The 25964-nt window shown below is 49.9% G+C and carries 39 protein-coding genes; 7 read left to right on the top strand and 32 right to left on the bottom strand.

All coding sequences use genetic code 11. From position 1 onward, the window contains the following. Positions 1-49 precede the first annotated feature (49 nt). The 5 genes from ACJJIQ_RS23120 to ACJJIQ_RS23100 all read left to right on the top strand — a co-directional run bounded on the left by ACJJIQ_RS23120 (position 50) and on the right by ACJJIQ_RS23100 (position 4995). Positions 50-649: a hypothetical protein gene (locus ACJJIQ_RS23120; RefSeq protein ID WP_444940089.1), complete on the top strand. Its 600-nt coding sequence runs from the start codon at positions 50-52 to the stop codon at positions 647-649. A gap of 66 nt (positions 650-715) precedes the next feature. Further along, positions 716-1465: a 5-oxoprolinase subunit PxpA gene (gene pxpA, locus ACJJIQ_RS23115; protein ID WP_444918922.1), complete on the top strand. Its 750-nt coding sequence runs from the start codon at positions 716-718 to the stop codon at positions 1463-1465. Further along, positions 1462-2190, top strand: coding sequence for a 5-oxoprolinase subunit PxpB (gene pxpB, locus ACJJIQ_RS23110; RefSeq protein WP_445363125.1), 729 nt, complete (start codon positions 1462-1464; stop codon positions 2188-2190). The genes pxpA and pxpB overlap by 4 nt, the downstream gene beginning before the upstream one ends. Positions 2191-2202: 12 nt before the next feature. After that, positions 2203-3180 (top strand): 5-oxoprolinase subunit C family protein, encoded by a 978-nt coding sequence (locus ACJJIQ_RS23105; RefSeq protein WP_444918921.1) that lies wholly within the window; start codon positions 2203-2205, stop codon positions 3178-3180. Between the two features lie 360 nt (positions 3181-3540). Beyond that, on the top strand, positions 3541-4995 hold the full coding sequence (locus tag ACJJIQ_RS23100) for a pectin acetylesterase-family hydrolase (protein ID WP_413664286.1): 1455 nt from the start codon (positions 3541-3543) through the stop codon (positions 4993-4995). Positions 4996-5051: 56 nt separating this feature from the next. Here the strand turns inward: ACJJIQ_RS23100 and ACJJIQ_RS23095 are convergent, their stop codons facing one another. From ACJJIQ_RS23095 to rpsJ, 30 genes are all read right to left on the bottom strand, one after another. After that, positions 5052-5687, bottom strand: coding sequence for a hypothetical protein (locus ACJJIQ_RS23095; protein WP_444940090.1), 636 nt, complete (start codon positions 5685-5687; stop codon positions 5052-5054). Between the two features lie 133 nt (positions 5688-5820). Further along, positions 5821-6078, bottom strand: a complete 258-nt coding sequence (locus ACJJIQ_RS23090) for a YeaC family protein (RefSeq protein ID WP_413664284.1) — start codon at positions 6076-6078, stop codon at positions 5821-5823. 72 nt (positions 6079-6150) lie between these two features. After that, positions 6151-6537: a 50S ribosomal protein L17 gene (gene rplQ / locus ACJJIQ_RS23085; RefSeq protein ID WP_108731671.1), complete on the bottom strand. Its 387-nt coding sequence runs from the start codon at positions 6535-6537 to the stop codon at positions 6151-6153. Between the two features lie 123 nt (positions 6538-6660). Beyond that, entirely contained in the window at positions 6661-7665 is a 1005-nt protein-coding gene (locus tag ACJJIQ_RS23080) for a DNA-directed RNA polymerase subunit alpha (RefSeq protein WP_282934387.1), read from the bottom strand. 44 nt (positions 7666-7709) lie between these two features. Further along, positions 7710-8330, bottom strand: coding sequence for a 30S ribosomal protein S4 (gene rpsD / locus ACJJIQ_RS23075; protein WP_108731669.1), 621 nt, complete (start codon positions 8328-8330; stop codon positions 7710-7712). 15 nt (positions 8331-8345) lie between these two features. Continuing rightward, positions 8346-8735, bottom strand: coding sequence for a 30S ribosomal protein S11 (rpsK, locus tag ACJJIQ_RS23070; RefSeq protein ID WP_020411406.1), 390 nt, complete (start codon positions 8733-8735; stop codon positions 8346-8348). An 87-nt stretch (positions 8736-8822) separates the two neighbouring features. Further along, positions 8823-9179 (bottom strand): 30S ribosomal protein S13, encoded by a 357-nt coding sequence (gene rpsM / locus ACJJIQ_RS23065; protein ID WP_282934388.1) that lies wholly within the window; start codon positions 9177-9179, stop codon positions 8823-8825. Between the two features lie 344 nt (positions 9180-9523). Beyond that, entirely contained in the window at positions 9524-9640 is a 117-nt protein-coding gene (rpmJ, locus tag ACJJIQ_RS23060; protein WP_010133825.1) for a 50S ribosomal protein L36, read from the bottom strand. Positions 9641-9681: 41 nt separating this feature from the next. Beyond that, positions 9682-11028: a preprotein translocase subunit SecY gene (gene secY, locus ACJJIQ_RS23055; protein WP_444918919.1), complete on the bottom strand. Its 1347-nt coding sequence runs from the start codon at positions 11026-11028 to the stop codon at positions 9682-9684. Between the two features lie 11 nt (positions 11029-11039). Next, positions 11040-11474 carry a 50S ribosomal protein L15 gene (gene rplO, locus ACJJIQ_RS23050; RefSeq protein WP_282934390.1) on the bottom strand — a complete coding sequence of 145 codons (435 nt, stop codon included), beginning with the start codon at positions 11472-11474 and terminating at the stop codon, positions 11040-11042. Position 11475: 1 nt separating this feature from the next. Further along, the gene (rpmD, locus tag ACJJIQ_RS23045; RefSeq protein ID WP_020411402.1) at positions 11476-11661 is read right to left on the bottom strand and encodes a 50S ribosomal protein L30; all 186 of its coding nucleotides are present in this window, start codon (positions 11659-11661) and stop codon (positions 11476-11478) included. 38 nt (positions 11662-11699) lie between these two features. Beyond that, positions 11700-12206 (bottom strand): 30S ribosomal protein S5, encoded by a 507-nt coding sequence (gene rpsE / locus ACJJIQ_RS23040; RefSeq protein WP_282934391.1) that lies wholly within the window; start codon positions 12204-12206, stop codon positions 11700-11702. Positions 12207-12216: 10 nt separating this feature from the next. Continuing rightward, positions 12217-12567, bottom strand: a complete 351-nt coding sequence (gene rplR, locus ACJJIQ_RS23035; RefSeq protein WP_282934392.1) for a 50S ribosomal protein L18 — start codon at positions 12565-12567, stop codon at positions 12217-12219. A gap of 13 nt (positions 12568-12580) precedes the next feature. After that, the gene (rplF, locus tag ACJJIQ_RS23030; RefSeq protein WP_282934393.1) at positions 12581-13114 is read right to left on the bottom strand and encodes a 50S ribosomal protein L6; all 534 of its coding nucleotides are present in this window, start codon (positions 13112-13114) and stop codon (positions 12581-12583) included. A gap of 12 nt (positions 13115-13126) precedes the next feature. After that, the gene (rpsH, locus tag ACJJIQ_RS23025; protein WP_282934394.1) at positions 13127-13519 is read right to left on the bottom strand and encodes a 30S ribosomal protein S8; all 393 of its coding nucleotides are present in this window, start codon (positions 13517-13519) and stop codon (positions 13127-13129) included. Between the two features lie 40 nt (positions 13520-13559). Further along, positions 13560-13865, bottom strand: coding sequence for a 30S ribosomal protein S14 (gene rpsN / locus ACJJIQ_RS23020; protein WP_020411397.1), 306 nt, complete (start codon positions 13863-13865; stop codon positions 13560-13562). Positions 13866-13874: 9 nt separating this feature from the next. Continuing rightward, positions 13875-14414 carry a 50S ribosomal protein L5 gene (rplE, locus tag ACJJIQ_RS23015; protein WP_020411396.1) on the bottom strand — a complete coding sequence of 180 codons (540 nt, stop codon included), beginning with the start codon at positions 14412-14414 and terminating at the stop codon, positions 13875-13877. 31 nt (positions 14415-14445) lie between these two features. Then, complete coding sequence (gene rplX / locus ACJJIQ_RS23010; RefSeq protein ID WP_108731661.1) at positions 14446-14757, bottom strand: 50S ribosomal protein L24; 312 nt, start codon at positions 14755-14757, stop codon at positions 14446-14448. A gap of 20 nt (positions 14758-14777) precedes the next feature. After that, a complete protein-coding gene (gene rplN / locus ACJJIQ_RS23005) occupies positions 14778-15146 on the bottom strand; it encodes a 50S ribosomal protein L14 (protein ID WP_067151032.1) in 369 nt (122 codons plus the stop codon). A gap of 46 nt (positions 15147-15192) precedes the next feature. Then, complete coding sequence (gene rpsQ, locus ACJJIQ_RS23000) at positions 15193-15456, bottom strand: 30S ribosomal protein S17 (RefSeq protein ID WP_108731660.1); 264 nt, start codon at positions 15454-15456, stop codon at positions 15193-15195. Positions 15457-15458: 2 nt separating this feature from the next. Continuing rightward, positions 15459-15650 (bottom strand): 50S ribosomal protein L29, encoded by a 192-nt coding sequence (gene rpmC / locus ACJJIQ_RS22995; protein ID WP_020411392.1) that lies wholly within the window; start codon positions 15648-15650, stop codon positions 15459-15461. Continuing rightward, on the bottom strand, positions 15650-16063 hold the full coding sequence (gene rplP / locus ACJJIQ_RS22990) for a 50S ribosomal protein L16 (RefSeq protein WP_282934395.1): 414 nt from the start codon (positions 16061-16063) through the stop codon (positions 15650-15652). The genes rpmC and rplP overlap by 1 nt, the downstream gene beginning before the upstream one ends. Positions 16064-16074: 11 nt before the next feature. Beyond that, the gene (gene rpsC, locus ACJJIQ_RS22985) at positions 16075-16755 is read right to left on the bottom strand and encodes a 30S ribosomal protein S3 (RefSeq protein ID WP_282934396.1); all 681 of its coding nucleotides are present in this window, start codon (positions 16753-16755) and stop codon (positions 16075-16077) included. A gap of 19 nt (positions 16756-16774) precedes the next feature. Continuing rightward, on the bottom strand, positions 16775-17107 hold the full coding sequence (gene rplV / locus ACJJIQ_RS22980) for a 50S ribosomal protein L22 (RefSeq protein WP_282934397.1): 333 nt from the start codon (positions 17105-17107) through the stop codon (positions 16775-16777). A 15-nt stretch (positions 17108-17122) separates the two neighbouring features. Continuing rightward, the gene (gene rpsS, locus ACJJIQ_RS22975; RefSeq protein ID WP_069946924.1) at positions 17123-17401 is read right to left on the bottom strand and encodes a 30S ribosomal protein S19; all 279 of its coding nucleotides are present in this window, start codon (positions 17399-17401) and stop codon (positions 17123-17125) included. A gap of 37 nt (positions 17402-17438) precedes the next feature. After that, on the bottom strand, positions 17439-18263 hold the full coding sequence (gene rplB / locus ACJJIQ_RS22970) for a 50S ribosomal protein L2 (protein ID WP_108731657.1): 825 nt from the start codon (positions 18261-18263) through the stop codon (positions 17439-17441). 14 nt (positions 18264-18277) lie between these two features. Continuing rightward, the gene (gene rplW, locus ACJJIQ_RS22965) at positions 18278-18574 is read right to left on the bottom strand and encodes a 50S ribosomal protein L23 (RefSeq protein ID WP_282934398.1); all 297 of its coding nucleotides are present in this window, start codon (positions 18572-18574) and stop codon (positions 18278-18280) included. Continuing rightward, a complete protein-coding gene (rplD, locus tag ACJJIQ_RS22960; RefSeq protein WP_020411385.1) occupies positions 18571-19185 on the bottom strand; it encodes a 50S ribosomal protein L4 in 615 nt (204 codons plus the stop codon). The genes rplW and rplD overlap by 4 nt, the downstream gene beginning before the upstream one ends. An 18-nt stretch (positions 19186-19203) precedes the next feature. Further along, on the bottom strand, positions 19204-19839 hold the full coding sequence (gene rplC / locus ACJJIQ_RS22955) for a 50S ribosomal protein L3 (protein WP_108731654.1): 636 nt from the start codon (positions 19837-19839) through the stop codon (positions 19204-19206). A gap of 110 nt (positions 19840-19949) precedes the next feature. Next, positions 19950-20261: a 30S ribosomal protein S10 gene (rpsJ, locus tag ACJJIQ_RS22950; RefSeq protein ID WP_010133849.1), complete on the bottom strand. Its 312-nt coding sequence runs from the start codon at positions 20259-20261 to the stop codon at positions 19950-19952. A gap of 174 nt (positions 20262-20435) precedes the next feature. Between rpsJ and ACJJIQ_RS22945 the strand changes: the two genes are divergently transcribed. Continuing rightward, positions 20436-20912: an aminoacyl-tRNA deacylase gene (locus tag ACJJIQ_RS22945; protein ID WP_445363124.1), complete on the top strand. Its 477-nt coding sequence runs from the start codon at positions 20436-20438 to the stop codon at positions 20910-20912. A gap of 1601 nt (positions 20913-22513) precedes the next feature. On the opposite strand, the gene ACJJIQ_RS22940 is transcribed toward ACJJIQ_RS22945, so the two are convergent. Beyond that, on the bottom strand, positions 22514-23527 hold the full coding sequence (locus ACJJIQ_RS22940) for a hypothetical protein (protein WP_445363123.1): 1014 nt from the start codon (positions 23525-23527) through the stop codon (positions 22514-22516). A gap of 131 nt (positions 23528-23658) precedes the next feature. Here ACJJIQ_RS22940 and ACJJIQ_RS22935 point away from each other — a divergent pair, with 131 nt between their 5' ends. Beyond that, entirely contained in the window at positions 23659-24627 is a 969-nt protein-coding gene (locus ACJJIQ_RS22935) for an IS30 family transposase (protein ID WP_445363122.1), read from the top strand. Positions 24628-24764: 137 nt separating this feature from the next. On the opposite strand, the gene tuf is transcribed toward ACJJIQ_RS22935, so the two are convergent. Beyond that, positions 24765-25958 carry an elongation factor Tu gene (tuf, locus tag ACJJIQ_RS22930; protein WP_108731642.1) on the bottom strand — a complete coding sequence of 398 codons (1194 nt, stop codon included), beginning with the start codon at positions 25956-25958 and terminating at the stop codon, positions 24765-24767. Positions 25959-25964 lie beyond the last annotated feature (6 nt).

Raw genomic sequence — 25964 nt, 5'->3', positions numbered from 1 at the left:
TTTCTTATCAACTCACTTGAAAATAACAATTAGATAGGTGCGACAAGATATGAAGTTATTCAATCGCGACCGCTTAAATTTAGTGATCGCGGTAAGTGCAATTATGATTTCTCTGGCATCCTTCTACGCCACCTACTTGCAAGCCAGAGCTGCCAATCAACAAGTCAAAATAATGACAATGCCGGTTATCCAGTTCAGCCATGGAAACTATGATGAGAAGAGAAATCAGAATAGGATCACTTTTAATTTTCACAATGCTGGAGCTGGCCCAGCCATCCTAAAATCCGTTAGTTTTAAATATAGAAATGTAGAATACTCAAGCACCCATGATTTTTTGCAAGCCTGCTGTCAGGAGGAGCATAAAATGATGAAAAATAAATTTAATAGAAACCATAGAAATCACCACCCACCCCTTGATGAAGGCTTTCAAAGCTCTTCAGAAATAAATGAAGTTATCATTCCCGCACAATCTGAGTATCCTTTCTATTCTTTAAGTCGTGGCACTGCAACTTCTGAACTATGGGAAAAAGTTAATACGGAAAGATGGGAACTTTCGGTTTCCGCCTGCTTCTGCTCACCGCTGGGAAATTGCTATGAGTCAAATTCAAAGAAAATTTCAATGGAAGTCAGCCAGTGCCCTGACAATTAACCACTTTAATAGGCAGATTCTTAGCGTTAAAACCCATTCAAAATATATTACAGGCAGGATGCCACAGTGAACATTGATATCAACTGCGATCTGGGTGAAGGTGCTGATTTACACAGCTGTGACAGGGACGCCCAAATCATGCCGTTTATTTCCCGTTGCAATATAGCTTGCGGCGGTCACGCTGGCACTCCCGAGATCATGGGTAGATCAATCGAAAACGCCCTAAAAAACAGCTTAAAAATCGGCGCGCACCCCAGCTACCCCGACAGGGAAAATTTTGGCCGCAAATCTCTAGTTATTCCTCAAAATAAATTGCTCGACTCTCTTTGCACACAAGTAAACCAACTAGAAAATATCGCGCGCAGCCTAGGAGCAACTTTAGACCATATTAAACTACACGGCGCTCTCTACAATGATACAGAGTCAAACAGAGAACTCGCTAAAAGCATTATTACCCTACTCGACAAAGAATATCCTTCACTGAAAATTATTGGGTTAGCCAACGCTGCCATGCAGTTCGCTGCTGCCAAACAAAATAAAACATTTATTCGCGAAGGATTTATGGACAGGCAGTACCTCAGCAATAACCAACTAACTCCACGCTCAATGGCGGGCGCTGTTATTGCTGAGACAGAACAGTGCTTAGAGCAAGCTATCTGCTTGGCAAAGGGTTTAGAATTTAACGATTATCATGGTGAAAAATTACAATTCTCTGTGGATACCATCTGCCTCCACGGCGATAATCCCCAAGCGCCCATTATCGCCAGACAACTTAATCAACATCTCAATGCAAACGGCGTGAGTATAGCTCGGTGACACACCCTGCCCCCCATATACCACTAGCTATTACCATTAACGGAGATTGTGCAGTAGATATCCGCTTTTCCGGCAAACCATGCAAAGCTCTTAGCCGGACAATTATCGGTTTGAGAGCGGCTCTATTAAATGAAGTTCATCCAGGTATCATTGATATCATTCCTGCATACCAGTGCTTAACTGTTATTTTCAATCCTTCCCTATGGGATCACAAAACCTTATACCAATTACTCACTAAAACTACCGAGGACTTTCTAAACAACCCTGCCCCCTTCACCAGTAGACCACGCATAGTGCGTATTCCCGTATGCTACGAAGAAGGCTTTTCTCCAGACCTTGAGGCATTATCAGAACATACCAAATTATCGTCACAGGAAATCATCAAACGACATACCGCACAACGTTACTTAGTGCATATGTTGGGCTTTACTCCAGGCTTCTTATACCTTGGCGGACTTGACCCAAAGCTATATTGCCCCAGAAAAGAAGCTCCCCGAACCAGAATTCCCGCAGGCGCTGTCGGGATAGGTGGAGAACAAACAGGCATCTACCCACAAGCTACACCGGGGGGATGGCAAATTATTGGCCAGACACCCCTTAGTCTTTTTCAACCTGCGGAACCCTCCCCATTTATCGCTGCACCTTTAGATGAAATTGAATTTTATGCAATAGATTCTCAGCAATTTCATATACTCTCGCAGAGTACTAAAAGTAGTTCACCCTAAAAAGGAGGGTCTATGGGTATTCACTTTCTTCGAGCAGGGCTACAGACAAGTATTCAGGACCTGGGTCGTCCAGGCATGATGCACTGTGGAATTCCATGGGGAGGTGCTGCCGACCCACTATCGATGAAAATAGCCAACCTGTTATTAGGAAACCCGTTAGGGCACCCAACCTTTGAGATCACCCTGCTCGGTCCTAGAATCGAATTCCTCTGCAATCTCACTATCGCTATAGCCGGAGGCCAATTCAGAGGCTCCTTAAATAACGAGTCAATTGATAATTTCCGAACCTATAGGGTTAAGCCTGGTGATATTTTGGATATAGCTCAAGCTATTTCCGGTGCAAGAACCTACCTTGCGATTTCTGCCAAGATAGACGCACCCAATATCTTAGGTAGCTCTGCAACTCACGTTATAAGTAAATTTGGCGCAAATAGTGGCAAACCGATCACATCTAACGAAGTCATCCACTTTAAAGAAGTCCATACCGCAAAAGAATCTGTACTAAATAAAAGGTTTCACCTTCACTACTCACATAATTCAAAGCTACGACTAGTGGCTGGACCAGAGAGCAATTTATTTTCCAAGAAATTTATTGAACACTTTTACGGCTCAACCTATCTGGTTTCTACCCAAAGCAATCGTATGGGCATTCGTCTATCCACTAAAAACAATTCTACAATTCATAAAATTACAAACGGAAAGCCACAACTATCATCAGCAGGACTCTATCCCGGCAGCATTCAAGTACCACCCGATGCCAATCCTATTATTTCCTTTATTGAGGGACAGACTATTGGCGGGTACCCCCGAATAGGCCATATTATAAAATCGGAACTTCATCGCCTGGGTCAGCTAGCCCCAAAAAACAAAATCACATTTCAAGAAATAAGCATTGAAGAATCGCGTGAAATTTTCAAAAAGAAACAAGACCTAATTAAAAAACTCCAACAGAGCCTAAATCTTAATCACAGGGAGGCACTATCCCTTTAATACAAGCATAAACATTATCAGATACAGAACTATTTAATGCTCAAAAATAACAGCATAAAGTAGAGAATAAAAATTACGCCAAAATAGACAAAATAATTTTATTAAAAATTTAAATGGAATATTTTTGGACAAAAAAGAAAAAATATTACAGAAATTCTGTGACCGGCAAGTTTCCCCTCATATCTTTCTAGACCAAAACATCATTATTAACTAACCTCATTGGGTTTTACCCAAACAGCGATTTGGACTAGCGTGCAAGTTGATTATCTATAGGGAGCAAATAAATCTCCAAACAATTATTGCAGGATCAACAAAGCACATTCCAAAGAGAAAACACACAATACCTTAAGGGGATTAATAATGATAAAAATTCTCCGTGGTTTTATTTCAATACTCTTAGCGAGTTCTCTACTTATCACAGCGCATGCAAATGCAGAACCGGGTGATTACAACTTCTGGACTACCCTAAAGCATTTGTTTGATCCACCCAATGCCGATGCGCCAGTCACCTCACAGCAAGCTGAAGGGATGTATCCACTAACTATGGATGATCCCAGTTTTAATGATGATTTTGATCCTGGCGACTACAACACCTGGCAAAAAATTGATGTACCTACCAGTACAGGTGCCATGTGTGGGAATGGATCACCCTATAAGTTCTTTGTTCACCGTGTTCCAGATACCAGTAACACCATTTTCTATTTCGAGGGTGGTGGGGCATGCTGGGACTATGAAAGCTGCTCAGGACAAGCTGGTATTCGCGGGGCTCGCAACCCCAATGGCATTCCCGATGATTACCTAAGCAATGTGCACTTGTTAGATTTTACAAATTTCGAGAATCTTACTACCGCTGGCGTATCCCCTTTGATTTATACACATCATCCCTACGACCAGTATAAAACTGGCGAGTGGAATATGGTTTACGTGCCGTATTGCACTGGGGATATCTACGTAGGCGATAAAACTGAAATATACGAGGACACTACTGGCGAGAACCCCGACCTTATCTGGCACCACAATGGATTACGCAACGTTCAGGCAGTTACTTCCTGGGTGAAAAATAATTTGCAAAAACCGAAGCAGATGCTCGCTGCGGGTTGTAGTGCAGGCAGTATTGGTGCTCTGTTTAATTATTCGAAGTTGCGCGAGGATATGAATGTCGACTATGGCTATCTCCTCGATGATTCAGGCCCTCTCTATCAGGCACCTTTAGACGGGAGTGACAGCACCCAATATCCCTCTTTACCGCTACATAAAGAAGTGCTGCGTTCTTGGACTACCTATACCGCCGATAGCGATGAAAGCTCGGAAAATCCCATCACTATGTTAAAAGCCATAACACCGGGATTCGAAGCCAATCAGCTAGCCTCACTTTATGCTGCGCTTTCCAATAAATTCCCCTCAGATCGACTGGGTATTACGCACTTTCTTGCTGACGGGAATTTTTCATCGTACTCCTACGAGAGATTTTATGAGGATATTTATAATGATCCCGATGCAGACTCCCGTTTAAATAAATTGCGACAGCGCTGGCAGAAAGATACCCATGAAAATTTGATTCCACTGCTGGATCAAACAAGTAACTGGGGCTATTACTTCCCGATGTTCCGCAACTTGAACGAGAGCCACTGCACAACCATTATCGATTTAAACTATGGTGAGATTGCCGAGCACGGGCTTGAATTAAAAGATTTCCTCGACAACATCGTCAATCATAACGGTGGAGGAATGATTCGGGCATACGAAACCGATGAGGTTTCAGATTATGAGGACAATAGTAACTGGTTTTATGATCTGATCGGCTTGTTTATGTAATTAAAATGCCCCCAGCGCTGCCGGTAACTAGCTGGCAGCGCTGAATGATAGAAAGCCTAACTGCCATATACCGCCTCACGGGCGTCCTGAAGGCGTTTACGTAAGTATTCATGTCTACTCATACCATCGGGAAAGGACCTCATCTGCTGAACTTCCTCAACGATCGAGCGCTCAAGATCCTTATAGGTGGAAAAGCCCGGAACCTCGACATGAGGGTCGTAATCCCTGATCACCGTTTGCGCTTTATCCCGATAAATATTAAATAGCTCTTCAGCTCTTTGGGTGAACTCTGCCTGGTTAAGGCTATTTTTTTCCAGCCAGGCCAACTTCATTGAAAGCGCTTCATAGCCTGTAATACGCGATTCCCGCTCTATTTTTTCAATTGCATCCCAGGCCTCTTCACCAGAGAGATTGCCCAGGTCTGCAAAGTAGTCCTTGAGCGCCTGCTTAACATTCTCACGGTCCAGATAAGCCTGAACCCGAGGATGATTTAATAACTCTTCGACCTCCGCATGTTCCAGCTGGGACCAGGGTATGCTGTCAGAAATATTCTTTACTAATTCACTATCATCTTTTAGCGGCTCTATCATCTGGCGCACCTTGGCCACACTTGAGCGCACATCAATATCGTAGTGATCAACCCCTACAACGGCGAGCGTTACTGCTCCGGCAAGCAAAATCAGCTTTTTCATAATTAGTTACCGAGCAAATTAGAAATTATGTATTTGTCTGTCGGTAACTATCTAAGCAGAGAATTGGGAGAGCATGAAAGAAAATAACGCCCTCACCAATGAATAAAGTGCCAATATCTTACAGACTGATTAGCTAGCCAACCCAGTTAACAGCTTGCTCATCGTCTTTTTTTCCTACACAGGGCTCATCCTTGGTCTTCGGCGCCACATAGCCTACCTGTTGCTCCCGCGGAAGGTTTGCGGACTCCCAATTGGAAACCGCTTCTGCGCAGAGGCTGCGTTGCTCAGGGGATAGCGCAACACCATTAGGCCATTTTCCAAGTTCAATGGCCCGCTTTAAGCTGCCCACAATCTCGGGATTCAAACTCTTTAACAGTTGCTCAAAAGACATACAAAAATCTCCTTATGGCAAAAAAAAGGCCGGTCAAAGACCGGCCTTCCGTAGCGCTATGGCTAATAACGCTTAAGCTTCAGCAGCTTCGTCTTCTACTTGAGGACGGTCTACCAGCTCAACGTATGCCATCGGCGCCTTATCACCAGCGCGGAAACCACACTTCATGATACGGATGTAACCACCAGGACGGGCTTCGTAACGAGGACCCAGCTCGTCGAACAGCTTACGCACAGCATCCTTATCACGGATACGAGCGAAAGCCAGACGGCGGTTAGCAACACTGTCTTTCTTAGCCAGAGTGATCAGCGGCTCGGCAACGCGGCGCAGTTCTTTGGCTTTGGCCAGTGTGGTTTTGATCAGTTCGTGCTCCACCAGAGAGGCGCTCATGTTCTTGAACATGGCCTTGCGGTGAGCGCTCGTGCGGCTGAATTTACGGCCACTATAGCGATGACGCATGACTCAATTCCTTACGACCTAAGTTGCTGTCACAGCAGGTCGTTCTGGAGCGGTGTCGCGCTAAGCTGTAGCACCGCTCGGGTTCTTTCTACTAATCACGACACCGTCGCGACTACCAAATGCTTACAGGGGGCTTAACTTGCTGTCGCCTTTCAGGCTGGCCGGCGGCCAGTTTTCCAGGCGCATACCCAGGGACAAACCACGGGAAGCCAGTACGTCCTTGATTTCAGTCAGAGACTTCTTACCAAGATTCGGCGTCTTCAGCAGTTCTACTTCAGTGCGCTGAATCAGATCACCGATGTAGTAAATGTTCTCTGCCTTCAGACAGTTCGCCGAACGTACAGTCAACTCCAGGTCGTCTACCGGGCGCAGTAGTACCGGATCAACTTCAGGCTCTTCAGCCTTCGGCTGTGCATCCTTCTCGCCTTCCAGGTCCACAAATACTGCGAGCTGTTGCTGCAGAATAGTGGCGGCGCGACGAATAGCCTCTTCCGGGTCCAGGGTACCGTTGGTCTCCAGATCCAGAACCAGCTTATCCAGGTCAGTGCGCTGCTCTACACGCGCGCTTTCCACGCTGTAGGAAACACGACGCACTGGGCTGTATGAAGCATCCAGCTGCAGACGGCCAATTGCACGGCTTTCCTCTTCTTCGCCACGACGAGCATCGGCGGGCTGGTAGCCACGGCCGCGCGCTACAGTGAGACGCAGGTTGAGCTCGACATCACCAGTAATATTGGCGATCACGTGCTCAGGATTAACGATCTCGATGTCGTGATCTACCTGGATATCTCCAGCAGTCACCGCACCTGGGCCCTTTTTGCTCAGGCTCAATACCGCCTGATCCTTACCGTGCATAACAACGGCGATTTCTTTCAGGTTGAGCAGGATTTCAATTACATCTTCCTGCACACCTTCGATCGCGCTGTACTCGTGCTCGACACCTTCGATTTCCACCTCGGTGACGGCGCAGCCCGGCATGGAGGACAGCAGGATGCGACGCAGCGCATTGCCAAGAGTGTGGCCAAAGCCACGCTCCAGGGGCTCCAAAATCACTTTGGCGTGATTCGGATTGTACTCGGTGACGTCAATACGACGCGGTGTCAAAAACTCGTTGACAGCAGTCTGCATAGCCATACCTGTTTACAGTTGCATTCCTTAAAGTGGACTTATTGTTACTTGGAGTACAGTTCCACGATAAGGTTTTCGTTGATCTCTGCCGGCAGATCGACACGATCTGGAGTGCGCTTGAAAGTGCCTTCCAGTTTGCTCGCGTTTACGTCTACCCACTCGACATCGCCACGCTGGGCAGCGAGGGAAACGGAATTCTGGATACGCAGCTGCTTCTTGGCTTTCTCACGTACAGCGATAACGTCGCCTTCTTTAACCTGGAAAGAAGGGATGTTAACGGTAGTGCCGTTTACAAGAATCGCTTTGTGGGAAACCAGCTGACGCGCTTCAGAGCGAGTTGAGCCGAAGCCCATGCGGTAAACCACGTTGTCCAGACGCTGCTCGAGAAGTTGCAGCAGGTTTTCACCTGTAGCGCCCTTCAGACGTGCTGCTTCCTTATAGTAGTTACGGAACTGCTTTTCCAGTACGCCGTAGATACGACGAACTTTTTGCTTTTCACGCAGCTGAATACCGTAGTCGGACAGACGACCACGACCAGCGCCGTGCTGACCGGGTTTGGATTCTGCGCGACACTTGGAGTCGTGCGGACGAACACCACTCTTCAGCTGCAGGTCAGTCCCTTCACGACGGGACAGTTTACATTTTGGTCCAATATAACGTGCCATTTTGTCAGCCCCCTCTTACACGCGACGCTTTTTAGGTGGACGACATCCGTTATGCGGGATAGGCGTCACGTCGGTGATGTTGGTGATCTTGTAGCCGCAGTTGTTCAGTGCACGAACGGCAGATTCGCGACCGGGGCCAGGGCCCTTAACTTCTACGTCGAGGTTTTTCAGGCCGTATTCCTGAGCTGCAGTACCTGCGCGCTCAGCGGCAACCTGGGCTGCAAACGGGGTGCTCTTACGCGAGCCACGGAAGCCAGATCCACCTGCGGTGGCCCAGCTGAGGGTATTACCCTGGCGATCAGTGATCGTCACGATCGTGTTGTTGAACGATGCGTGGATGTGGGCAATACCGTCGACAACGGTCTTTTTGACCTTTTTGCGAACAGTAGTTTTTGGCTTAGCCATACCAGTATCCTAAATCCTGTATCAAATCCCCTCGGCGATTAGCCGGACGGGGCATCTTGAACCGCGATTTCGCGCCTTAGTTAAGGCTTACTTGCGAATCGGCTTGCGCGGACCCTTACGGGTGCGAGCATTGGTCTTGGTGCGCTGACCACGCAGCGGCAAGCTGCGACGGTGACGCAGACCGCGATAACAACCCAGGTCCATCAAACGCTTGATGTTCATGGATATTTCACGGCGCAGGTCGCCTTCCACGGTCAGTTTTGCAACTTCACCACGGATGGTTTCGATCTGCTCTTCAGACAGTTCGCGGATTTTGGTGGATTCAGCGATACCAACCGCTGCCAAAATAGACTTAGCCGTAGTGCGACCAACCCCATAAATGTGGGTCAGGGAGATTACGGCGTGCTTGTGGTCTGGTACATTGACACCAGCAATACGTGCCATAGAGGCGTACTCCACGTATTGGAGTCACTGCTTTATATTAAGTATGTGACTCTACTTTGATTTCGGCGCTGACAGCGACTAAAAAACCGGCGGCGCCACCAAAAAGGCGCGCAAGAATAGCTTTTCAGACACTAATTTGCAATAGCCAACGTCCGCATCGGTCCCCCGAAGCGGATGAAGACGACAGTCAACGCCCCCAGTTGGAAGTTTGCTGTTGCTAACTTCCCACCCCAAAAAACTTCCCGGGGTGTTGCCATTCGATACGGGGCTGTATCGAGTAGCGAATTTTTCCAGCTTTTACAGAGGCGCCCTGAGGGCGCTCTCCGCAAGGGGCTGGCCCCTTCTTAGCCTTGACGCTGCTTGTGACGTGGCTCAGCGCTGCAGATTACCCGCAGAACACCCTTGCGACGCACGATTTTGCAGTTACGGCAGATCTTTTTTACAGAAGCGCGTACTTTCATGACCTTACCTCAATTCAATCAAACTGCGAGCAGGCGACGCCCTAGCGACGACCGTAGCTTTGCAGGTTAGATTTTTTCATCAAACCCTCGTACTGGTGCGACAGCAGATGCGATTGTACCTGTGCCATAAAGTCCATCACTACGACTACAACGATCAGCAGTGAGGTACCCCCCAGATAGAAGGGAACGTTAAACCCAACCACCAGGAACTGCGGCAGCAGGGATACCAGTGCGATGTATACAGCACCCACCAGAGTGAGGCGAGTCAGCACGCTATCGATATAGCGGGCCGTCTGCTCTCCAGGGCGAATACCTGGCACATAAGCACCGGACTTTTTCAGGTTATCCGCAACTTCATTCGGGTTGAACATCAACGCCGTGTAGAAGAAACAGAAGAAACCAATCAACAGTGCGAACAGAATAATGTTCAGCGGTTGCCCTGGTCCAAGCTGCAACGCCATCCACTGCAGGATCTCTGCACCGAGACCTTCCCCGCCCTGACCAAACCACTGTGCCAGTGTGGCCGGGAACAACAGGATACTGCTGGCAAAGATTACCGGAATTACACCGGCCATGTTTACCTTCAGCGGCAAGTGGCTCGCCTGTGCAGCTGGAGCTGCAGAGTAACGTCCCGCTTGGCGCCTGGCGTGGTTGATCGTAATGCGGCGCTGGCCGCGTTCCATAACAACCACAAAGAACACTACAGCAAGAGCGATGACGCCAATCATCAACAGCATGAGTATGTGCAGCTCACCCTGTCTCGCCTGTTCAAATGCCTGGCCGATGGCACCGGGTAAACCGGCGACGATACCGGCAAAAATCAGCATGGAAATGCCGTTGCCAACACCGCGCTCAGTGATCTGCTCACCGAGCCACATCATAAATACAGCACCAGTCACCAGTGACGTTACCGCCACAAAGTAAAAACCAAACGCGGGCTCAGATGAGTAAGCCAGGTTCTGCCCTGCCAGGCCGAAAGTCATACCGACCCCCTGAATCAGGGCCAGTATTACCGTCAGATAGCGGGTGTACTGGTTGATCTTACGTCTTCCGGCCTCCCCTTCCTTCTTCAACGCTTCCAGAGAGGGAGTCACCGCGCTCATCAACTGCATGATGATGGACGCGGAGATGTAGGGCATGATGCCCAGCGCCAGAATACTCATCCTTTCCAGGGCGCCGCCTGAAAACATGTTAAACAGGCCAAGGATGGTTCCCTGGTTCTGGTTAAACAGGTTTGACAGCTTTTCCGGATCAATGCCGGGCACCGGAATATGTGTCCCCAGTCGATAAACAAGAATCGCTAGAAACAGAAAACGAAGGCGAGCCCAAAGCTCGCCCAATCCCTTGCTGTTGCCCAGGGGATTTCCACCGGATCCTGGTCGTGCCATTGGCGCCTCGATTAGTCTTCTATTTTACCGCCAGCAGCTTCAATCGCTGCCTTTGCACCTTTGGTAACTCCCAGACCCTTAACGGTAACAGCTTTGGTCAGCTCACCTGAGAGGAACACTTTGGCGCGTTTAATATGGCTGCCGATAATATCGGCATTCTTAAGCGCTGCCAAATCGATTACGTCATTTTCTACCTTCGCCAGCTCAGCCAGACGTACTTCTGCGGTAAAGCGAGAAACACGAGCGGTGAAACCGTACTTAGGAAGACGCTTCTGCAAAGGCATCTGACCGCCTTCGAAGCCCGGACGAACACTGCCGCCGGAACGCGCTTTCTGACCTTTGTGGCCGCGGCCACCGGTCTTACCAATTCCGCTACCAATACCGCGACCAACGCGCTTGGCGCTGTGCTTGTGGCCTGGTGCTGGAGACAAGTCGTTCAAACGCATGTTATTCCCCCTCAACCTTAACCAGGTAGTTTACTTTGTTGATCATACCGCGCACGGAGGGAGTATCCTCCACTTCCACTGTGTGGCCGATGCGGCGCAGGCCCAGACCCGCAACGCACGCCTGATGACTTTTCAGGCGTCCGTTGATGCTTTTGGTCTGGGTCACTTTTATGGTCTTCTTAGCCATGGTCTTAACCCACCAATAACCTTAAATCCGAGCTGTAATTAGCCCAGAATCTCTTCGACAGATTTACCGCGCTTGGCAGCTACATCTTCCGGGCTCTGCATTTGCTCCAGAGCTTTGAAAGTTGCACGTACTACGTTCACCGGGTTGGTGGAGCCGTAACACTTAGCCAATACGTTGTGTACACCAGCCATTTCCAGAACGGAGCGCATAGCACCGCCGGCAATTACACCGGTACCCTGGGAAGCGGGCTGCATGTAAATCTTGGAACCGCCGTGGCGACCATTGGTAGCGTACTGGATGGTGTCACCATTCAGGTCTACCTGGATCATGTTGCGGCGTGCAGATTCCATCGCCTTTTGAATCGCTACAGGCACTTCACGTGCCTTGCCACGACCAAAGCCAACACGGCCATTGCCATCACCAACTACGGTCAGTGCGGTAAAGGCGAAGATACGACCACCTTTAACAGTCTTGGCAACGCGGTTGACCTGGACCAGCTTCTCCTGCAGGCCTTCGTCGTTGCTTTTGTCTTTCTCTCTAGCCATAACTCAACCCTTAGAATTTCAGACCGGCTTCGCGGGCAGCGTCAGCCAGAGCCTTAACACGGCCATGGTATCTGAAGCCGCTACGATCGAAGGCAACTTGTTCAACGCCAGCGGCTTTCGCGCGCTCAGCGATCAGTTTGCCAACTGCGGCAGCAGCGTCAGCGTTGCCAGTTTTACCAGAGCGCAGGTCCTTGTCCAGGGTAGAGGCGGAAGCCAATACCGCGCTGCCTTCGGCAGACAGGATCTGTGCGTAAATGTGGCGCGGGGTGCGGTTCACGGTGAGGCGAACGGCGCCCAGCTCACGGATCTTGGCGCGGGCACGACGTGCACGACGCAAGCGAGATGCTTTCTTAACGTTCATATCTATGCCCTACTTACTTCTTCTTGGCCTCTTTGCGATACACGCGCTCGTCGGCATAACGGACACCCTTACCTTTGTAGGGCTCCGGCGGACGGAACGAGCGGATCTCAGCGGCCACTTGGCCCAGCAGCTGTTTATTGCTGCTCTTCAGTACGATTTCAGTCTGGGATGGAGTTTCCGCAGTCACACCTTCCGGCAACTGATAATCGATCGGATGGGAGAAGCCCAGGGTCAGGTTAACCGCTTTACCGGCTGCTTTCGCACGATAACCAACACCCAGCAACTGCAGCTTCTTCTCGAAGCCCTTGCTTACGCCTATCACCATGTTATTGACCAAAGCACGGGTGGTACCCGCCAAGGCTCTGGCCTGCTTGGAGTTATTGCGCGCGGCAAAAGTCAGCTGGCTTTCAGCCTCGCTCACTTCTACATCACCGTGAATAACCATATCCAGGTTACCGCTACCGCCTTTAACAGCGATATTTTGACCTTTCAGGTCTACGGTTACACCTGCGGGGATAACTACCGGACTATTTGCTACTCGAGACATTGCAACCCCCGCTTAGAATACGGTGCAAAGCACTTCGCCACCGATACCAGCCTGACGTGCAGCGCGGTCAGTCATCACACCATTAGAGGTGGAAACGATCGCGACACCCAGGCCACCACGTACGGTAGGCAGAGCTTTTTTACCAGTGTAAGCGCGCAGGCCCGGACGGGAAACGCGATTGAGCTCGGCAATAACCGGCTTGCCCTGGAAGTATTTCAGAGCAATGGTCAGTTCCGGCTTAGCGCCTTCGCTTACGTTTAAATCAGTAACGTAACCTTCGTCTTTCAGGACTTTGGCCACTGCTACTTTCAGTTTGGATGATGGCAGGGTGACTTCCGCCTTTCCGCGCGCCAGGGCGTTGCGGATGCGAGTCAGCATATCTGCCAACGGATCTTGCATACTCATCTTATGAGACTCCTCAAATCTGCCTTAAACCAGCTGGTAATTACCAGCTGGACTTCACGAGGCCAGGAACATCACCACGCATCGCAGCTTCACGAAGCTTGTTACGGCACAGGCCGAACTTGCGGTATACAGCGTGGGGGCGACCAGTAATACGACAGCGGCGTTGCTGACGTACCGGGCTTGCATCGCGCGGCATTTTCTGCAGCTTGAGTTGAGCCTCCCACTGCTCCTCTTCGGAAGCAGTGGAACTGGCGATGATCGCCTTCAGCTCTTGACGCTTCTCGGCGTACTTAGCTGCGGTTCGAGCGCGCTTGTTTTCGCGCGCAATCATGGATTTCTTCGCCATGGAATCCTCTTAACCCTTGAAAGGGAAGTTGAACGCTTTCAGCAGCGCACGACCTTGATCGTCGTTTGCAGCTGTAGTGGTAATACAAATATCCAGACCGCGGAGCTTGTCTACTTTGTCGTAGTCAATTTCCGGGAAGATGATTTGCTCAGTCACGCCCATAGAGAAGTTACCGCGGCCGTCGAACTGCTTCGGGCTAATGCCACGGAAGTCGCGGATACGCGGAATCGCGATGTCAACCAAACGCTCCAGGAACTCATACATGCGCTCACCGCGCAGAGTTACCTTGCAGCCGATCGGCCAACCGTCACGAATCTTAAAGCCCGCAATAGACTTGCGCGCTTTAGTAACGATGGGCTTTTGACCAGTAATTGCTGTCATATCGTTGACAGCGTGCTCCAGCACCTTCTTATCACCAATCGCTTCACCAACACCCATGTTGATGGTGATCTTGGTGATGCGCGGCACTGCCATCACATTCTCGAGACCAAGCTCTTCTTTTAGCTTGGCCACGAGGTCCTTAGTGTAGAGCTCTTTAAGCTTTGCCATGATCTACCAACCTGCTTTTGCGTCAAGAGCCTTAGATGGCTTCGCCGCTGGATTTGAAGACGCGAATCTTAGTGCCGTCTTCCAGTACTTTAAAGCCCACCCGGTCAGCCTTCTGGGTGTTAGGGTTGAAGATGGCTACGTTGGAAGCTTGGATAGCAGCTTCTTTCTCAACGATGCCACCTGCAATACCCATCTGTGGGTTTGGCTTTTGGTGCTTTTTGATCATCTGTATGCCGGAGACAATCAGACGACCGTCGTTCAGTACTTTACGTACTGAACCACGTTTGCCCTTGTCACGACCGGCGATAACGATCACTTCGTCGTCACGCTTGATCTTGCGCATAACTCTTCTCCGCTCGAGGCCTAGATAACTTCGGGAGCGAGGGAGATGATCTTCATGAACTTCTCACCGCGCAATTCGCGAGTTACCGGACCAAAAATACGGGTGCCAACCGGCGCCAGTTGCTGGTTCAGCAGCACCGCTGCGTTATCGTCAAATTTAATCAGGGAACCGTCCGCGCGACGCACACCTTTTTTGGTGCGAACCACAACGGCGTTCATTACCTGACCTTTCTTCACTTTACCGCGGGGGATGGCTTCCTTAACGGTTACCTTGATAATGTCGCCCACGCCGGCATAACGACGATGGGAGCCGCCCAGCACCTTGATGCACATGACGCGGCGAGCCCCACTGTTGTCAGCTACTTCTAAGTAGGATTCCGCTTGAATCATTGTCTCTCTCCGAAACCTTTCAATTCGGCAGTCAATGCGCTAGGGGTTATACCTTCGCCGCACGCTCTACAATTTTCTGTAAAGCCCAAGATTTGCTCTTGGACAGAGGACGAGATTCCTCGATGGTTACAACATCACCGATGCTGCAATCATTGTTCTCATCATGTGCCTTGAGCTTTGTGGACTTGTTTACAATTTTGCCGTAGATCGGGTGCTTAACACGGCGCTCGATCAAAACGGTGATGGTTTTATCCATCTTGTCACTCACAACCTTGCCGGTCAGAGTACGCTTCAGTTTTGCTTCAGCCATGATTAATTACCTGCCTTCTCGGTCAACACAGTCTTTATGCGAGCAATGTCGCGACGAGTCTGCTTCAGCAGATGAGTCTGAGCCAGTTGACCGGTGGATTTTTGCATACGAAGCTTAAATTGAGCTTCGAGCTGGTTCAGCAGTTCCTGGTTCAGCTCTTCAACTGACTTTTCGCGTAGATCTGCAGTCTTCATTACATCACCGAACGCTTAACGAAAGTTGTTTTTACAGGCAGCTTGGCCGCAGCTAGTGCGAAAGCCTCACGAGCCAGCTCCTCGGACACACCCTCCATCTCATAGAGGACCTTGCCCGGCTGGATCTGAGCTACCCAGTATTCAACGCCACCTTTACCTTTACCCATTCGAACTTCGAGGGGCTTATTGGTAATGGGCTTGTCTGGAAACACACGAATCCAGATTTTACCGCCACGTTTAATGTGACGAGTCATTGCGCGACGAGCCGCTTCGATCTGGCGCGCAGTAATGCGACCACGACCGGTAGCCTTAAGGCCAAACTCGCCAAAGCTCACTTTAGAGCCGCGCTGAGCAAGACCGCGGTTGCGACCCTTCTGTACCTTGCGGAATTTTGTACGCTTTGGTTGCAGCATTTGCGTACCCCTTATTTAGCAGCTTTTTTGCGGCTCTTTACCGGCTTCTCATCGGGCACTTCGTCACCGATTACCTCGCCTTTAAAGATCCACACCTTGATACCGATGATGCCGTAAGTAGTCTTCGCTTCAACATTGGCGTAGTCGATGTTGGCGCGCAGGGTGTGCAGGGGCACACGGCCTTCGCGATACCATTCGGTACGCGCGATTTCTGCACCGCCAAGACGGCCACTTACTTGAATCTTGATACCTTCGGCACCCTGACGCATAGCGTTCTGTACGGCACGCTTCATAGCGCGACGGAACATAACACGGCGTTCCAGCTGCTGGGCAACGTTCTGGCCAACCAGAGCCGCGTCCATATCAGGCTTGCGCACTTCTTCGATGTCGATGTGCACAGGTACGCCCATCTGCGCGCTTACTTCTTTGCGCAGACGTTCTACGTCTTCACCTTTTTTACCGATCACGATGCCCGGACGTGCAGTGTGAATCTTCACACGTGCAGTGTTTGCCGGACGTTCGATCTCGATACGGCTCACAGAAGCGTGGGCCAGTTTTTTGCGAATGTATTCGCGAACTTTCAGATCCGTGTACAGCTTGTCTGCGTACTCGTCGCTGCCGGCATACCAAACAGAGGTATGCTTTTTAACGATACCCAGACGAATGCCGGTAGGATGTACTTTTTGTCCCATGGTTTTCTCGCCTGCTCTCTTATTTCTCGGCCACTTTCACAGTGATGTGACAAGTACGCTTAAGAATGCGATCAGCACGACCTTTGGCACGCGGCTTAATGCGCTTCATGGTCATACCTTCGTCCACAAAAATTGTGGAAACCTTCAGCTCGTCAACGTCAGCACCTTCGTTGTGCTCAGCGTTGGCAATGGCCGACTCCAGTACTTTCTTAATGATCGCCGCACCCTTTTTAGTACTGAAAGCCAGTATATCCAGGGCCTCTTCAACGCCTTTGCCGCGAACCTGATCAGCTACCAGTCGCGCCTTTTGCGCCGATAGACGTGCGCCGCGTAATTTTGCTGCTACTTCCATCTTTATAACCTCGGCTTAGCGCTTCTTCGCTTTCTTGTCCGCAGCATGACCGCGGTAAGTGCGGGTAGCAGCGAACTCGCCCAGTTTATGGCCAACCATTTCTTCGTTAACCAAAACGGGCACGTGTTGACGACCGTTGTGCACGGCAATCGTCAGTCCAACCATTTCCGGCATAATCATGGAACGGCGGGACCAGGTTTTAATCGGCCGACGATCGTTTGCTGCAATCGCTGCCTCCACCTTCTTGATCAAATGCAGATCAATAAAGGGACCTTTCTTTAATGAGCGTGGCACTGTCGATTCCTCTCTAGCTGCTCAGACATCGCGCGGCTTACTTGCCGCGACGACGTACTATCATCTTATCGGTGCGCTTGTTCTTGCGCGTTTTCTTACCCTTGGTCGGAACGCCCCACGGAGTAACCGGATGACGACCACCAGAGGTACGGCCTTCACCACCACCGTGCGGGTGATCTACCGGGTTCATCGCCACACCGCGAACGGTAGGACGAACACCACGCCAGCGTGCAGCACCAGCTTTACCCAGCTTGCGCAGGCTGTGCTCGGAGTTGCTCACTTCACCCAGGGTTGCGCGGCACTCAGCGAGAACCTTGCGCATTTCGCCGGAACGCAGACGAATGGTCGCATACTGACCTTCACGAGCTACCAGCTGCACAGAGGCACCAGCAGAACGGGCCAGCTGAGCGCCTTTGCCTGGCTTCAGCTCGATCGCGTGGATTACAGAACCTACCGGAACGTTGCGCAGAGGCAGAGTGTTACCCACAACAATCGGTGCGGCATCGCCGGACTGAATGGTGGCACCTGCTTTCAGGCCTTTCGGTGCGATAATGTAACGACGCTCACCGTCGGCGTAACACACCAGAGCGATGTGTGCGCTGCGGTTGGGATCGTACTCCAGACGCTCAACTTTAGCCGGAATACCGTCTTTGTTGCGCTTGAAGTCGATTACACGGTAGTGCTGCTTGTGGCCACCACCGATGTGACGGGTAGTGATACGACCATTGTTGTTACGGCCACCACTTTTGCTCTTGCTCTCCAACAGAGGAGCGTAAGGAGCACCCTTGTGCAGGTCGGTGTTAACAACCTTAACCAGGTGACGACGGCCGGCGGAGGTCGGTTTTGTTTTTACAATTGCCATTGTAACGGTCCCCTTTACTCAGCAGCTTCAAAATTGATGTCGCTGCCCTCAGCCAGGCGAACGTAGGCTTTTTTCCAATCGCTGCGCTGGCCCATGCCATTGCGAGTGCGCTTGGTTTTACCCTTTACGTTCACGGTGCGAACCTGCTCAACGGAAACGTTAAACAGCTTCTCAACCGCAGCCTTGATCTCAGCTTTTTCGGCGTCGGTGGTAACCTTGAAAACTACCTGGTTGGCGCTATCGGCCAGTCCTGCAGCTTTTTCGGAAATTACCGGGCCCAGCAGTACTTTGTAGAGTCGCTCTTGGTTCATCCCAGCACCTCTTCAATTTTCTTGAGCGCAGAAACGGTAACCACGACCTTATCAAAGCGAATCAGGCTTACTGGATCGATCGCCTGTACATCGCGGACGTCGATCTTGTGCAAGTTGCGTGCGGCCAGGTAGAGGTTTTCGCTAACCTCTTCAGTCACGATCAGCGCATCGGACAGGTCAAACTGAGCCAGTTTGCTTACCAGCTGCTTGGTCTTGGGTGCATCCACATCAAAGGACTCAACCACTACCAGGCGCTCCTGACGAGCCAGCTCAGACAGAATGCAACGCAGTGCAGCGCGGTACATTTTTTTGTTCAGCTTAACGCTATGATCGCGTGGATCAGCGGCGAAAGTTACGCCACCGGAACGCCACAGCGGGCTGCGGATAGTACCGGCACGTGCGCGGCCAGTACCTTTTTGGCGCCATGGCTTCTTACCACCACCAGAAACATCGGAACGATTTTTCTGCGCCTTGGTACCCTGGCGAGCGCCGGCCATGTAGGCCACAACTGCCTGGTGTACCAGATCTTGGTTGAACTCACGTCCGAAAGTCACTTCAGAGACAGCTACTGTGCCTTTAGCGCCTTCGGGAGTAGCGATATTCAGTTCCATATCTATTTCCCCTCAGACTTAGGCTTTAACTGCCGGACGAACGATAACGTTGCCACCGGGTGCACCGGGTACGGCGCCTTTAACCAACAGCAGGTTGCGTTCGGCATCGACACGAACCACTTCCAGGTTTTGCACGGTTACGCGCTCAGCACCCATATGTCCGGCCATCTTCTTGCCTTTCCATACGCGGCCAGGAGTCTGACATTGACCGATAGAACCGGGTGCGCGGTGAGACAGGGAGTTACCGTGGGTTGCGTCCTGGGTGCGGAAATTCCAACGCTTAACGCCGCCCTGGAAGCCTTTACCTTTGGAAGTGCCGGTTACGTCGATCATCTGGCCAGCTTCGAAGCTAGAAACAGTAATTTCAGAACCGATTTCGAAAGTCTCTTCGGAACCGTCAGTGCGCAGTTCGAAAAGATTTGTGCCAGCCTCTACATTGGCTTTGGCGAAGTGGCCCGCTGCGGGCTTGGAGACACGGGAAGCTTTGCGGCTGCCTACTGCTACTTGAACAGCGCTGTAGCCGTCAGTTTCCTGAGTTTTCACTTGGGTGACGCGATTCGGAGCAACCTCAACAACGGTTACCGGAATGGATACGCCATCTTCAGTGAAGATGCGAGTCATGCCGCTCTTGCGGCCGACAATACCTATAGTCATCTTTTTTAACCTCTCAGTGCACGGGGCTTTAACCCACTGCGGCCGCCCAATTTCAGAGCGTTACACTACCCGGACCGTTTTCGCCCGGGATTCGGTAGTTAGTAAAAGTGTTAGCCGAGACTAATTTGGACCTCAACACCGGCCGCCAGATCGAGCTTCATCAGCGCGTCGACGGTTTTCTCGGTAGGCTCAACGATGTCCAGCAAACGCTTGTGAGTACGGATCTCATACTGATCGCGAGCGTCTTTATTAACGTGCGGGGAAATCAGTACGGTGTACTTCTCTTTGCGAGTCGGCAGCGGGATAGGACCGCGAACTTGTGCGCCAGTGCGCTTAGCCGTCTCTACGATCTCCTGAGTGGACGCGTCGATCAGCTTGTGATCGAAGGCCTTCAGGCGAATACGGATACGTTGACCCTGCATGGAATCAAACTCCAATTATTAACTAAAGAACGTCCTCTTACGCAGCCCCGAGGGCGGGCGAAAAGGAGCGCGAATTCTACGGGGAGCGCAGCAGGCTGTCAACTGTACAGGCTGATCAAATTTCAATCTGCTGAAACTACAATTGAGTACCCCAAGCGGAACGAGGTATCCACAATGACTATCGCCGCAACACTGAGTCAATATTTAAATGACCAATCGGTCGATTACCATCTGATTCAGCATCCACACACCCGCACCAGCCGGGAAAGCGCCCGCGCCGCCCATGTGCGTGAGGATCAGGTGGCAAAAGCGATTTTGCTTCAGGATATAGAGGGTTACGTAATGGCTGTGATCCCAGCCAGCAGCAGCCTCGATATGCGCTCGCTTCACAATGAGACCGGGCGAAACTCACTGCAAATGGTCTCGGAAACCGAACTCGGCGCCATATTCCCAGACTGTGAACTGGGCGCCCTGCCCGCCCTCGGCCAGGCTTACGGCATTACCACCCTGCTAGACACCAGTCTTGGACACTGTGAAACCATTTACTTTGAGGCCGGTGACCACGAAGAGTTGGTCGAGATGAGCGGCCCTCAATTCACCAAGCTGTTCGCGGGCAGCAGAAGCTGTGATTTAGGCAAAGACTGGCCGTAACCTTTATTAAGAGGCGGGGACTGGACGGCCAGCCGCCTCCGTTAACTTCAGAGAACACAACCAACCCTTCAGTTCAGGCAAAAGGCAAAAGGCAAAAGGCAAAAACACACATGCTGATCGTATATTGACCGGGAATACTTCCAATTCCCAATCGCTAAGGGCGGCAAAAAAGAGCAGCGGCTGTACCCATCACTAAAAGCGGAAATCCCATTAACTACCTACGCAGGATGTCGGCTTACCAAACACACCCAGCATTACGCAAAGGAGGCAATTATTGCCAACTAAGACCTACAAGTCGCTTAAACTCATTTTCGTCAAACCCCAATCACCCCCCGCTTATAAATAACCAAAGCGGCGAGCTGCAACTGACACCTTTCAAGATCCTGAAACAAACCTTCTAGCATTACTATATGGTCTAGGGTCTCTACGACAGGAAAAACACCTCAAAATGACTCGCGCTTCAAAAAATACTAAAAACTTTAGCTCAATAACTTCCGGCAAAGCCACTCCAAACTCAACGAAGTTTAGCATTGAGCTTACCTACCGCCTCTGATTTCCTGAATAACCGTCCGGAATTAAGCAGCCCCAACCCCTGCATCAATAGAGAATTACGGCCACCTTTATATAACCCCACTAACAATGCCTACCAACATTCAACCCCTTTTAAGACTGGCAACTTAAAGGTACAACCGCGAGCTGGGTGTCAACGTCCCAAATTAGCCTACCCATGAGTAGTACAATTATCATACTGGCTACCGTTGCAGCTTCTGAAGCGACACTAAGCAGGATGCTCAGCCGATGACAACATAAGAATTTTTTGGAAGTTTAAATTTCGGAATCGCAGGGAACAGTCGTAAGCATGCCAACTCTTATATGAAACCGCTGACACTTCTTCGGCAAAATTATTGATGCTTATACGCCACCTAACAGGACAACCATAAATGAGCATTCTCACCTGCTCCAAATAAGATAACCCGCAGCGCACTCGAAAGAAGGTGACACAGAGTGTTCCAGACAAAAATGGACATCGCCATTACCACGCTAATTACGCGCACTACAGGAGCAACATAAAGCGGGAAGGAAACTGCCACAACACTACCATCTTCGCTACCACATACAAAAGCTTAATATTCCGGCGGGCCCTATCCATCTTTTAGCGAGAAGTTATCAATCGTAACCTATCGAATACCATCAAAGTAAAAACTGCGGAAAGGGCCGCCGCACACCTTCTTTACCCCGAAAGAAACCGTACTGTGTCAGCACTTAATTGTTGATGAGATCATATGTGGGCATCATAAACTCAGATAATAGTAGCGTATGCAAACGTGTAAAATGGGGCAACTTGGATCACCCCCCTAAAAAGGAGAATTTTACTCATCCAATTCCAAAAATGAATATCAATCAAACTGCGACAAGCAAAAGACCGGCGGTAATACTTCACCAGCAACTCTACTCCTACAACCCTGCAAAACTACCTTTATTTTTGAACACCCAACAAAAGACAATTCAGCAATTCGCAGAATTGCCCAGCCTACCAAATGTCAACTCAACACCTTTCGCAAGCCATCACAAAATTACCAAAACTGCCATTTACAAAGAAACTAAATTATTGTCAGCTTTTCCTCGTATTCCTTTAGTTTCTTCTTAATCCATGGCCCCTCCGGTCTCAAAACACTGGCCCCAGCAAGCAGCTTATAACTAAGCTCCAAATTTTCACTTTCAATTTTTACCGCAGCCTCACGCAGCGCCGCAATGAAATCATCACCAAAGGTATCCTCCCCCTGATATGCTAGGGCCGCTCGCCTATACCTCTTTAACACTGCAACTTTGCCCGGGCTCAGCAGATCTTTTCGCAGTAATAATTCATTATAATATCGCGGTAATAGCCGTCTATTTCTAGCACACTTCCGAAACCAAAGTTCATCGACACTGTCACTGATAAAATCATTTACGAGCTTTCTCAACATGCCCATAGCCTGTAACCAAGGGGCCAATCCATGTCCCAAACCTGGCACTCGTAAGTGTTTTAAGTTTCTGTATCGACTAGCATGAAGGGCATCACGTCTCAATAAATTATCGTATACGACATATCCACCAGCGTTAAATTCCGCACCATCTGAGTAAGCTCCACTCCAATTAAGTGATCGACTTTTTCCATGCCCCGATTCACTAGGCACAATACTGACACTTAAAGTTGTTATTGGGGTAATCAATAAAACGCGATCCACCCTCAACACCGAAGCAAACGCACCGACAGCGAATCCCCCCATACTCCCGCCATATCCTAAACGAAGCGAAAATGGCAATAGGAAGTTTGATATCCCTTGTATAAATTCATGTAACTTATGCCCCCTATACCAAGACGCATCTTCAATACATGAAAAGGCCAGAACATTACAATCCAAGCCTTTTAAGAAATTGAACCCCCAGGGACTATAGTTTTCATTATTTAAATTATTATTTGATGTTAATGAAGCAGCATTAGCGAATGCTATAACTAGCGGACGAGAATAATCGAAGAAGAAATATTTACAGTACACATCCCCAACTACAAAACCGTTTTCTACCGGAAATTTCGATTTTACATCAATCTCAAACTGCTTTAGCTGGTCCATCAACAACACCTGAAAATTAACACAGTATCAAATCAAAGAAATAATACTTGGTTTCAGATAATAAGTGCAATTGGTAAGGGAGGGCTCAGCTGGTAGAGTCGGCACCTCTCCCGACCAAGAGAAAGGCACTGATGAGCTACTACCAACTGAGCGAGAACGAACGATACCAGATTTACAGTTTAAAAAAAGCCGGACACTCTCAAAGAGCAATAGCAAGACTGTTAGAGAGGCACCCCGCAACGATCAGCCGAGAGCTACGACGCAATACAGGTTTGCGAGGATATCGCCCAGGGCAAGCACATAAGCTTTCGGAGCTTAGACGCAGGCAAGCGTATAAGGCACAGAAAGTGACTAATGGAGTGTGGCAACAAATAGTCATCCTAACTCGGAAAGAATTAAGTCCTCAGCAGACTGCAAGCTATTTAAAGAGACATACAGGTGTATCGTTACATCATGAGACGATCTACCAACTCATTTATTTAGATCAGGCAAATGGTGGAGACTTATACAAGCATCTTAGGATTGCATCAAAGCCCTATCGTAAGCGCTACGGTAAGTATGATCGACGCGGAAAGATCAAAAACAGAGTGAGCATAGATGAACGACCAGCGGTTGTTGATCGGATGAATCGGATAGGTGACTGGGAAGGTGATACCGTTATAGGCAAGGGGCGTGGTGGAGCTTTGCTGACCATGGTTGAACGCAAGACGTTATTTACTGTTATTGTCAGATTAACAGGTAAACGATCAGGCTTATTGGCTGAAGCAGCGGTTAGTCACATGGTGAGTTTCAAAGATAAAATCAAAACAATTACCTTCGATAATGGTCTTGAGTTTGCTGGTCATGAAACAATTGCAGAAGTCTTAGAAGCTAATATTTATTTTGCTCACCCATATTCATCTTGGGAGAGAGGGATCAATGAAAATACTAACGGCCTCATCCGGCAGTATTTTCCAAAGGATACCGACTTTAATAAGGTAACAGACGAGCAGGTTCAATTTGTAATGGATCGCCTGAATAGTAGACCAAGAGCGAGTCGGGGTGGAAAGTCACCGAATGAGTTATTTATAGGGCTGCAAGATGATCTGCTTGCGGTATAAAAGGATTGCACTTAATACTTGAAACCAAGATATATAAACCAATGGAACTGACACCAAAAAACAAAACATATAGAGTCACCCATAAAAAAAGCCGCAGCGTACCCGCTGCGGCTTTTTATATAGATCAGGAGTAACTATTACTCGATGATCTTGGCAACAACGCCCGCACCTACGGTACGACCACCTTCGCGGATAGCGAAACGCAGGCCGTCTTCCATGGCGATCGGAGCGATCAGGGTAACAACCATTTGAATGTTGTCGCCCGGCATTACCATTTCAGTACCTTCCGGCAGCTCTACCGCACCAGTTACGTCGGTAGTACGGAAGTAGAACTGAGGACGGTAGCCTTTGAAGAACGGGGTGTGACGACCACCTTCGTCCTTGGACAGTACATACACTTCCGCTTCGAACTTGGTGTGCGGAGTGATGGAGCCCGGCTTAGCCAGTACCTGACCACGCTCTACTTCGTCACGCTTGGTGCCACGCAGCAGTGCGCCGATGTTCTCACCAGCACGACCTTCGTCGAGCAGCTTGCGGAACATTTCAACACCAGTACAGGTGGTAGTGGTGGTTTCTTTGATACCAACGATTTCGATCTCGTCGCCAGTGTTGATCACACCGCGCTCTACACGACCAGTTACAACAGTACCACGGCCAGAGATAGAGAATACGTCTTCGATCGGCATCAGGAACGGCTGATCTACAGCGCGCTCTGGCTCAGGGATGTACTCGTCCAGAGTCTCTACCAGCTTCTTAACAGCGGTAGTACCCATTTCGTTGTCGTCTTCGCCGTTCAGGGCCATCAGAGCGGAACCAACGATGATCGGAGTGTCGTCACCTGGGAACTCGTACTGGTCCAGAAGTTCGCGAACTTCCATTTCTACCAGCTCGAGCAGCTCTTCGTCGTCTACCATGTCCGCTTTGTTCAGGAATACAACGATGTAAGGTACACCTACCTGACGGGAAAGCAGGATGTGCTCACGAGTCTGCGGCATGGGGCCGTCAGCTGCGGAACATACCAGGATAGCGCCGTCCATCTGAGCAGCACCGGTGATCATGTTCTTAACGTAGTCGGCGTGTCCCGGGCAATCTACGTGCGCGTAGTGGCGAGTCGGGGACTCGTACTCAACGTGAGAAGTAGCGATGGTGATACCGCGCTCACGCTCTTCCGGTGCATTGTCGATACCGTCGAAAGCAACAGCGTCACCGCCCCAAACTTCCGCACATACGCGGGTCAGAGCAGCGGTCAGGGTGGTTTTACCGTGGTCAACGTGACCGATGGTGCCCACGTTCACGTGGGGCTTGGAACGTTCAAACTTTTCTTTTGCCATCTTTAG

It is taken from the genome of Microbulbifer maximicatervae (SeqCode) (assembly GCF_052468295.1).
The sequence above is the reverse complement of the archived record's forward strand: the minus strand, read 5'-3'. Positions and strand labels throughout refer to the sequence as shown.

Coding starts and splice junctions, on each gene's coding strand:
- ACJJIQ_RS23120 (WP_444940089.1), top strand. CDS start 50: ATGAAGTTATTCAATCGCGACCGCTTAAATTTAGTGATCGCGGTAAGT.
- ACJJIQ_RS23105 (WP_444918921.1), top strand. CDS start 2,203: ATGGGTATTCACTTTCTTCGAGCAGGGCTACAGACAAGTATTCAGGAC.
- ACJJIQ_RS23100 (WP_413664286.1), top strand. CDS start 3,541: ATGATAAAAATTCTCCGTGGTTTTATTTCAATACTCTTAGCGAGTTCT.
- ACJJIQ_RS23095 (WP_444940090.1), bottom strand. CDS start 5,687: ATGAAAAAGCTGATTTTGCTTGCCGGAGCAGTAACGCTCGCCGTTGTA.
- ACJJIQ_RS23090 (WP_413664284.1), bottom strand. CDS start 6,078: ATGTCTTTTGAGCAACTGTTAAAGAGTTTGAATCCCGAGATTGTGGGC.
- rplQ (WP_108731671.1), bottom strand. CDS start 6,537: ATGCGTCATCGCTATAGTGGCCGTAAATTCAGCCGCACGAGCGCTCAC.
- ACJJIQ_RS23080 (WP_282934387.1), bottom strand. CDS start 7,665: ATGCAGACTGCTGTCAACGAGTTTTTGACACCGCGTCGTATTGACGTC.
- rpsD (WP_108731669.1), bottom strand. CDS start 8,330: ATGGCACGTTATATTGGACCAAAATGTAAACTGTCCCGTCGTGAAGGG.
- rpsK (WP_020411406.1), bottom strand. CDS start 8,735: ATGGCTAAGCCAAAAACTACTGTTCGCAAAAAGGTCAAAAAGACCGTT.
- rpsM (WP_282934388.1), bottom strand. CDS start 9,179: ATGGCACGTATTGCTGGTGTCAATGTACCAGACCACAAGCACGCCGTA.
- rpmJ (WP_010133825.1), bottom strand. CDS start 9,640: ATGAAAGTACGCGCTTCTGTAAAAAAGATCTGCCGTAACTGCAAAATC.
- secY (WP_444918919.1), bottom strand. CDS start 11,028: ATGGCACGACCAGGATCCGGTGGAAATCCCCTGGGCAACAGCAAGGGA.
- rplO (WP_282934390.1), bottom strand. CDS start 11,474: ATGCGTTTGAACGACTTGTCTCCAGCACCAGGCCACAAGCACAGCGCC.
- rpmD (WP_020411402.1), bottom strand. CDS start 11,661: ATGGCTAAGAAGACCATAAAAGTGACCCAGACCAAAAGCATCAACGGA.
- rpsE (WP_282934391.1), bottom strand. CDS start 12,206: ATGGCTAGAGAGAAAGACAAAAGCAACGACGAAGGCCTGCAGGAGAAG.
- rplR (WP_282934392.1), bottom strand. CDS start 12,567: ATGAACGTTAAGAAAGCATCTCGCTTGCGTCGTGCACGTCGTGCCCGC.
- rplF (WP_282934393.1), bottom strand. CDS start 13,114: ATGTCTCGAGTAGCAAATAGTCCGGTAGTTATCCCCGCAGGTGTAACC.
- rpsH (WP_282934394.1), bottom strand. CDS start 13,519: ATGAGTATGCAAGATCCGTTGGCAGATATGCTGACTCGCATCCGCAAC.
- rpsN (WP_020411397.1), bottom strand. CDS start 13,865: ATGGCGAAGAAATCCATGATTGCGCGCGAAAACAAGCGCGCTCGAACC.
- rplE (WP_020411396.1), bottom strand. CDS start 14,414: ATGGCAAAGCTTAAAGAGCTCTACACTAAGGACCTCGTGGCCAAGCTA.
- rplX (WP_108731661.1), bottom strand. CDS start 14,757: ATGCGCAAGATCAAGCGTGACGACGAAGTGATCGTTATCGCCGGTCGT.
- rplN (WP_067151032.1), bottom strand. CDS start 15,146: ATGATTCAAGCGGAATCCTACTTAGAAGTAGCTGACAACAGTGGGGCT.
- rpsQ (WP_108731660.1), bottom strand. CDS start 15,456: ATGGCTGAAGCAAAACTGAAGCGTACTCTGACCGGCAAGGTTGTGAGT.
- rpmC (WP_020411392.1), bottom strand. CDS start 15,650: ATGAAGACTGCAGATCTACGCGAAAAGTCAGTTGAAGAGCTGAACCAG.
- rplP (WP_282934395.1), bottom strand. CDS start 16,063: ATGCTGCAACCAAAGCGTACAAAATTCCGCAAGGTACAGAAGGGTCGC.
- rpsC (WP_282934396.1), bottom strand. CDS start 16,755: ATGGGACAAAAAGTACATCCTACCGGCATTCGTCTGGGTATCGTTAAA.
- rplV (WP_282934397.1), bottom strand. CDS start 17,107: ATGGAAGTAGCAGCAAAATTACGCGGCGCACGTCTATCGGCGCAAAAG.
- rplB (WP_108731657.1), bottom strand. CDS start 18,263: ATGGCAATTGTAAAAACAAAACCGACCTCCGCCGGCCGTCGTCACCTG.
- rplW (WP_282934398.1), bottom strand. CDS start 18,574: ATGAACCAAGAGCGACTCTACAAAGTACTGCTGGGCCCGGTAATTTCC.
- rplD (WP_020411385.1), bottom strand. CDS start 19,185: ATGGAACTGAATATCGCTACTCCCGAAGGCGCTAAAGGCACAGTAGCT.
- rplC (WP_108731654.1), bottom strand. CDS start 19,839: ATGACTATAGGTATTGTCGGCCGCAAGAGCGGCATGACTCGCATCTTC.
- rpsJ (WP_010133849.1), bottom strand. CDS start 20,261: ATGCAGGGTCAACGTATCCGTATTCGCCTGAAGGCCTTCGATCACAAG.
- ACJJIQ_RS22945 (WP_445363124.1), top strand. CDS start 20,436: ATGACTATCGCCGCAACACTGAGTCAATATTTAAATGACCAATCGGTC.
- ACJJIQ_RS22940 (WP_445363123.1), bottom strand. CDS start 23,527: ATGGACCAGCTAAAGCAGTTTGAGATTGATGTAAAATCGAAATTTCCG.
- ACJJIQ_RS22935 (WP_445363122.1), top strand. CDS start 23,659: ATGAGCTACTACCAACTGAGCGAGAACGAACGATACCAGATTTACAGT.
- tuf (WP_108731642.1), bottom strand. CDS start 25,958: ATGGCAAAAGAAAAGTTTGAACGTTCCAAGCCCCACGTGAACGTGGGC.